The following is a 5,971-nucleotide window of genomic DNA, read 5'->3' as shown; positions in this document are numbered from 1 at the left end:
GGCGCTCAATGGCGCACTTTTTAGAGTAGCACCGTGCTCCCTTGAGATAGAGTTTCTCTCCGGCACGACGGCACTTTCGACAGCGGGTATCCCCACTGACGGAGTTAGGTGACGATTTTGACATTCTTCCTCTTCGTCCCCATGCGTCTCACTTTTCGGCATGGGTTTACAAGTAGGCTCTGCACTGCAGAACCCGGATCAGACGCGACGACGTTTGGGGGCGCGACAGCCGTTGTGTGGCAACGGGGTGACGTCCTTGATCAAGCTGACTTCCAGGCCCACCTGCCCTAGCGCACGGATCGCCGTCTCACGACCAGAACCTGGCCCCTTGACATAAACATCCACTCGCTTAAGACCGTGCTCCATCGCCTTGCGTGCGGCGCTCTCGGCTGCCAGCTGCGCGGCGAAGGGAGTGCCCTTCTTAGTTCCCTTGAACCCAACCTGTCCCGCCGACGACCAAGAGATCGCTTCCCCTTTGGTGTCGGTGAGCGTAATAATTGTGTTGTTGAAAGTGCTCTGGATATGCGCAACGCCGAGCGCAATGTTCTTGCGAACTTTGGGCTTGTTGCGCGCTGCCTGAGCGCTCGTTACTTTTCGTGCCATACGCTATTTCTTCTTCTTCTTAGCGCCCACTGTGCGCTTCGGCCCCTTGCGGGTACGGGCATTGGTCGACGTGCGCTGCCCGCGAACGGGAAGCCCTCGGCGATGTCGCAGACCGCGATAGCACTGAATCTCCTGCAGACGACGAATATTCATCGCAATCTGTCGCCGCAGGTCTCCCTCAACGCGCCATTCTTTTTCAATAATATCGCGCAGGGTGGAGACTTCCGTCTCCGTCAATTCCGCAACTTTTTTACGTGGATCAATGTTCGCCTGCTCTAAAATCGTCCGACCGCCGGCCAAGCCGACGCCGAAGATATCAGGCAGAGCGTACTCCACGCTTTTGTCGCGGGGCAGGTCTACACCAGCAATACGTGCCACGGACTTCTACTCCTCAAAAAACTCAAATCATTAGCCCTGGCGCTGCTTGTGCTTAGGATTCTTGCAGATGACGCGTACAACGCCTTCTCGCTTGATTACCTTGCAATTAATGCAGATGGGCTTAACCGATGCTCGAACTTTCATATTTTCTTTGCCTCCCTATCGGTAGCGATAGAGAATCCGACCTCGTGTAAGGTCATAAGGCGAGAGCTCCACAAGAACTCGATCACCGGGCAGAATCTTAATGTAGTGCATCCGAATCTTACCAGAAATATGCGCAAGCACTTCGTGCCCACTCTCTAGCTTGACCTTGAACATCGTATTGGGCAGGTTCTCAACAATTGTCCCCTGCACTTCGATGCCCTGCTCCTTCTCTGGTTCGTCTGATGGGGGCGTTGCGCCTCCTCCACCAGGGCCACCAGGGCCACCAGAGCGACCACCCCCCGACCGTGCGCCCCCGCCGGGCCGACCACTACCGGGTCTTCCACCGCCTGGCCTTCCGCCGGGTCGATAGCCACCACTTCTTCCTGCCATAGCGTTCTTTCTTTTCTCGTGAACCCCCGCTTGTTTATGTCCCCTAACCCAACCTGGGCAGTGGCACACAATCGGTGATTATATCAAACCGAAGAGGCTTTCGCAAATCTTATTATAAACAACTTCCGGAAGCCCCTCCGCATCAATTTCTCGCAGTAAACCCCGCTCTTGATAAAAGGCACAAAGAGGCACCGTCTGCGCCTCGTAGAGCTGGCGACGTAGCAAACGCTTCCCAGGCTGATCCTCTTCAGGTCGCAGTGTAAGGCCTGCACCACAGAGGTCACAGCGCCCCTCCTGGCAAGATGGAGCAATGGCGAGGTGATAGGTAGCCCCACACTCTGAGCAGACCCGCCGCCCCGCTACCCGAGCAGCCAGCGCGAGATCACTGATTCGGAGTAAAAAGACCGCGTCCAGTGCAGTCCCACGTTCCAAAAGAAAAGCATCAAGTGCTTCTGCCTGGCTCACACTGCGCGGGTAGCCATCCAGCACAAAGCCCCTCTGTGTCCGGATTGCCTCAAAGGCAAGCTGGTTTGCAAAAGTGTCTGAGACAAATGCTCCACTGAGAATCTGCCGCGCCTCTAGCACACGCGGCGTCTCATTCCCCGTAGCGATCAGCGCACGGAGCAGAGCCCCTGTCGAAACGGAGGGCACGCTAAGCGCTTGGCTTAGACGTGCCCCCTGAGTTCCCTTACCTACACCCGGCGGACCGAGCAGAATGAGCCGCACAGGCTACTTCATCCGCCCCCGCATCATATTGTCGCTATCACTAGGACGCGTCTTAATGAAGCCTTCGTAGTTGCGCATCGCCATCTGCGCCTCAATAGCCGTCATCGTCTCCAGGGCAACCCCGACAACGATTAGCAGCGATGTCCCCCCGATCATGGAGAGCCCCCGCACATTGGTCCCCGTCCACGTGGGAGCCCAGTACTGCACCAGTGAGATTGTCGCCAGAAAGAGCGCGCCAGCCAGCGTGATACGGGTGAGCACCGTATCGAGGTACTCACCGGTCGGCTTCCCCGGCTTCACACCAGGAATCAGCGAGCCATACTTCTTAAGGTTATCCGCAATGTCATTAGTGTCGTACTGAACGGCAGTATAAAAATAAGTGAAGAACATCACCAAGGCAGCGAACACGAGTGACGCCCAGACACTCCCTCCCGGATTGAGCCAGCTCGTCAGATCCCAGAGAAACTGCCCGAACGGCCCACTCTCACGCGGCCAGAACTGCTGGAATGTCTGGGGGAAAAGCTGAATGGACATGGCGAAGATAATCGGAATGACACCTGCCGTGTTGACCTTGAGCGGCAGGTAGGACTGCCCACTGGAGGTCATCCGCCCACCGGCCGTCACCTTGCGCATGTTCAGTACCGGAATACGGCGCGTCCCCTGCGTCATGTAGATCACACCGACCACGGAAGCCAAAAAGAGAAGCGCCATTCCCAGCACACCGAAGATCGAGATGGCATGCTCATTCACCAACGTGAATGTCTTCACAATCTGGTTAGGGAGGGAGATCATAATCCCCACAAAGATGATCAGGCTCGTGCCATTGCCGATGCCTCTCTCCGTGAGCATCTCACCCATCCAGAGCAAAAACATCGTGCCGCTTGTCATGACTACCATCATCATAGCCATCTGGAAGAAGCCTTTTTGGATGGCCCCCCCACTGGCGAACATATTGTAGAGACCAGCCGCTTGCACGAGGCCCAGCCCGATACTGGCATAGCGCGTGATCTTGCTGATCTGCCGCCGCCCGGACTCGCCCTCTTTGGAGAGTGCCTGAAGCTGTGGGATCGCCACTGTCAGAAGCTGCATCACAATCGAGGCATTGATATAGGGCATCAGAGAGAGCCCAATGATCGAGACGCGACGCAGGGCACCGCCTGAGAACACATCGTAGGCGTTGAGCAGTCCGCTCTGGACAAGCTTGTCTACGGCATCATGATTAATCCCGGCCATCGGGATGTGTGATGCAATCACGTAGACGAAAAAGGCTTTGAGGACGAAGATCAGACGCTTCTGGATATCCGGAACCGCCCAAGCCGCTGCGAGTTTTTCAAGCATGATGTCTATTGTATCAAAACGAGGCCAGGAAAAGTTCCCGGCCTCGCCATTGGATTGGGCAATTACGCCCGGTTAGATAACTTCAGAGGTGCCGCCGGCAGCTTCGATTGAAGCCTGGGCGTTCCCACTGAACTTGTGTGCCTTGATCGTGAGCTTCTTAGAAAGCGTCCCCGTTGCCAAAACCTTGAGCGGCAGGCCATTGCTACGCACGAGCCCAGCAGCTTTCACGGTTTCAGGATCCACGGTAGTGCCCTCTTCAAAACGGGCATCAAGATCACCTAGGTTGACGATATTGTAGTGCGTCTTGAATTGGCCGTTGTTGAAACCACGTGCCGTCAGACCAGTACCAATACCACGCTGCTTAGGCAAGCGGCGGTGAAGAGGTGTCTGACCTCCTTCAAAACCAGGACGCACGGTGCCACGGGCCTTGTCGCCCTTGTGACCGTGAGTACTAGTCTTACCGTGGCCGGAGCCCACACCCCGTCCGATTCGCTTACGGCGATGGGTTGAGCCCGGAGCGGGTGAAAGATCGGAAAGATTCATGAGGCTACCTCCTGAGCTTGCTCGACGGTAACCAGATGCTTGATCTTGAAGACCATTCCCTGGACCGAAGCGTTGTCGGGAACTTCAACCGTCTTGCCAAGCCGATTCAGGCCCAGTGCACGTGCGGTCGCTCCCTGCGACTTCTCAAATCCAATAGGACTCTTGACCAGAGTGACTTTAAGCGCCATCTCCGCTCTCCTCCTTTACTGCGTTTTGCGCAGATCCACGGCGCACTTCGTCGGCAGTCTTGCCACGCAGTGCAGCATACTCATCCAACGTCTTGAGCATTGCGAATGCCTTCATGGTTGCCCAGGCATTGTTAACGGGGTTGTTGGAGCCAATAGACTTTGCCAACACATCATGCACTCCCGCGGATTCAAGCAGGATACGCACCGCGCCCCCCGCTACAACCCCCGTACCAGGAGCGGCAGGCTTCAGCATCACTTCCGATGCCCCGTGCATGGCGAGTACTTCGTGAGGAATGGTGCCATTGACAATAGGAACCTTGATCAGGTTCTTCTTGGCATCTTCCTCACCCTTGCGCACTGCATCCGGAATTGCACGGGCCTTACCAATGCCAGCCCCCACATGACCGTTGCCATCGCCCATCACTACGAGGATGGACCAGGACATCGTGCGGCCACCCTTATTCGTCTTCTGGACTTTGTTCGTCCGAACGACGCGCCCCTCCAGGTTAGGGAGCGCATCAGGATTGATTCTTGCCATACCTTAGAACTCCAGTCCGCCTTCTCGGGCCGCATCGGCCAGTGCCTTAATGCGTCCATGATACAGATAGCCACCCCGGTCGAAGACGACCTTGGTAACACCCGCTGCTATGGCGCGCTCCGCGATTAGCTTCCCAACCGTCTGCGCACCTTCAAGATTGCCACCGTTGCTGGCAACACGCAGGTCTTTGTCCAGCGAAGAAGCAGCAGCCAAAGTGTTGCCTTCCTCATCGTTGATAACTTGCGCGTAGATATTATTCAAAGAGCGATAAACGCTCAACCGGGGGCGCTCCGCGTCCCCTTGCATCCGCTTTCGAATGCGTGTGTGGCGCTTGAGGCGCGTCGCATTTCGATTCAAATTCATTGCTTTGCCTTTCCGCAGGAAACAGGTTCGCCCATTCCCCTACCGGGTAGTCTTACTTCTTGCCCTTGCCGCCCTTACCGGCCTTACCGGACTTACCTGCCTTGCGGCGGACGATCTCGTTGCTGTAACGGATTCCCTTACCCTTGTAAGGCTCAGGCTTGCGAACTTTACGCACTTCGGCGGACTGCTGACCGACAATCTCTTTGTCAATACCTGCCACGGTGATGACCGGCATACGAGTCGCAGGATCCACCACAGCCGAAAACGTGATCCCAGGACGTGGGTTCACGGTTACCGAGTGCGAGTAGCCGACATTTAGTACCAGATTACCGCCCTCGATGGTAGCACGGTAGCCAACACCCGTCACGTTGAGGACTTTCTGGTAGCCTGCGGAGACGCCCACTACCATATTACTAACGAGGGTGCGGACGAGCCCGTGCTGAGAACGGTCGTCGTCAGAGTCGGTGGGGCGCACTACCGTCAGCGTCGCACCTTCGACTTTAATTTCCATGCGCGGCGTAACGCGGCGCGTGAGCGTACCCTTAGGGCCGGTGACAGTCACGAGGCCATCGGCCTCCGCCTTCACCACGACACCCGCAGGCAGCGCAATGGGTTGTTTTCCAATTCGGGACATTTTTTTGGTTACTCCCTCCGGCGAGAAGCCAGAGTCACGATCACCTGGTTTAGTAGATGAAGGCTAAGACTTCGCCGCCTACACCCAGCTTCTTAGCTTGCTTACCGGTGAGGATGCCACGCGAGG

The 5,971-nt window shown here is 56.4% G+C and carries 12 protein-coding genes; all 12 read right to left on the bottom strand.

Going from position 1 to position 5,971, the window contains the following annotated elements; genetic code table 11:
- Window positions 1-198 precede the first annotated feature (198 nt).
- Window positions 199-603, bottom strand: coding sequence for a 30S ribosomal protein S11 (gene rpsK / locus ACH2EH_RS04720; RefSeq protein ID WP_309695429.1), 405 nt, complete (start codon window positions 601-603; stop codon window positions 199-201).
- Window positions 604-606: 3 nt separating this feature from the next.
- Window positions 607-981, bottom strand: a complete 375-nt coding sequence (gene rpsM, locus ACH2EH_RS04715) for a 30S ribosomal protein S13 (protein WP_309695432.1) — start codon at window positions 979-981, stop codon at window positions 607-609.
- Between the two features lie 30 nt (window positions 982-1,011).
- Window positions 1,012-1,125: a 50S ribosomal protein L36 gene (gene rpmJ / locus ACH2EH_RS04710; protein ID WP_309695434.1), complete on the bottom strand. Its 114-nt coding sequence runs from the start codon at window positions 1,123-1,125 to the stop codon at window positions 1,012-1,014.
- Window positions 1,126-1,140: 15 nt separating this feature from the next.
- The gene (gene infA / locus ACH2EH_RS04705) at window positions 1,141-1,341 is read right to left on the bottom strand and encodes a translation initiation factor IF-1 (RefSeq protein ID WP_309695437.1); all 201 of its coding nucleotides are present in this window, start codon (window positions 1,339-1,341) and stop codon (window positions 1,141-1,143) included.
- A 252-nt stretch (window positions 1,342-1,593) separates the two neighbouring features.
- Entirely contained in the window at window positions 1,594-2,241 is a 648-nt protein-coding gene (locus tag ACH2EH_RS04700) for an adenylate kinase family protein (RefSeq protein ID WP_395139423.1), read from the bottom strand.
- Window positions 2,242-2,244: 3 nt separating this feature from the next.
- Entirely contained in the window at window positions 2,245-3,579 is a 1,335-nt protein-coding gene (gene secY, locus ACH2EH_RS04695; protein WP_395139420.1) for a preprotein translocase subunit SecY, read from the bottom strand.
- A gap of 72 nt (window positions 3,580-3,651) precedes the next feature.
- Complete coding sequence (rplO, locus tag ACH2EH_RS04690; RefSeq protein ID WP_395139418.1) at window positions 3,652-4,122, bottom strand: 50S ribosomal protein L15; 471 nt, start codon at window positions 4,120-4,122, stop codon at window positions 3,652-3,654.
- Window positions 4,119-4,310, bottom strand: coding sequence for a 50S ribosomal protein L30 (gene rpmD / locus ACH2EH_RS04685; RefSeq protein WP_309697294.1), 192 nt, complete (start codon window positions 4,308-4,310; stop codon window positions 4,119-4,121). The genes rplO and rpmD overlap by 4 nt, the downstream gene beginning before the upstream one ends.
- On the bottom strand, window positions 4,300-4,848 hold the full coding sequence (gene rpsE, locus ACH2EH_RS04680; protein ID WP_309697293.1) for a 30S ribosomal protein S5: 549 nt from the start codon (window positions 4,846-4,848) through the stop codon (window positions 4,300-4,302). Before rpsE ends, rpmD begins: the two co-directional genes overlap by 11 nt.
- 3 nt (window positions 4,849-4,851) lie before the next feature.
- Window positions 4,852-5,211 carry a 50S ribosomal protein L18 gene (gene rplR / locus ACH2EH_RS04675; RefSeq protein WP_394792797.1) on the bottom strand — a complete coding sequence of 120 codons (360 nt, stop codon included), beginning with the start codon at window positions 5,209-5,211 and terminating at the stop codon, window positions 4,852-4,854.
- 52 nt (window positions 5,212-5,263) lie between these two features.
- The gene (gene rplF, locus ACH2EH_RS04670; protein WP_394792796.1) at window positions 5,264-5,845 is read right to left on the bottom strand and encodes a 50S ribosomal protein L6; all 582 of its coding nucleotides are present in this window, start codon (window positions 5,843-5,845) and stop codon (window positions 5,264-5,266) included.
- Between the two features lie 49 nt (window positions 5,846-5,894).
- Window positions 5,895-5,960, bottom strand: coding sequence for a hypothetical protein (locus tag ACH2EH_RS04665; RefSeq protein WP_395139425.1), 66 nt, complete (start codon window positions 5,958-5,960; stop codon window positions 5,895-5,897).
- Window positions 5,961-5,971 lie beyond the last annotated feature (11 nt).

This window comes from Armatimonas sp. (assembly GCF_043760365.1).
In the GTDB taxonomy this organism is placed as follows: Bacteria; Armatimonadota; Armatimonadia; order Armatimonadales; family Armatimonadaceae; genus Armatimonas.
This window is presented reverse-complemented; position numbering and strand designations above follow the sequence as displayed.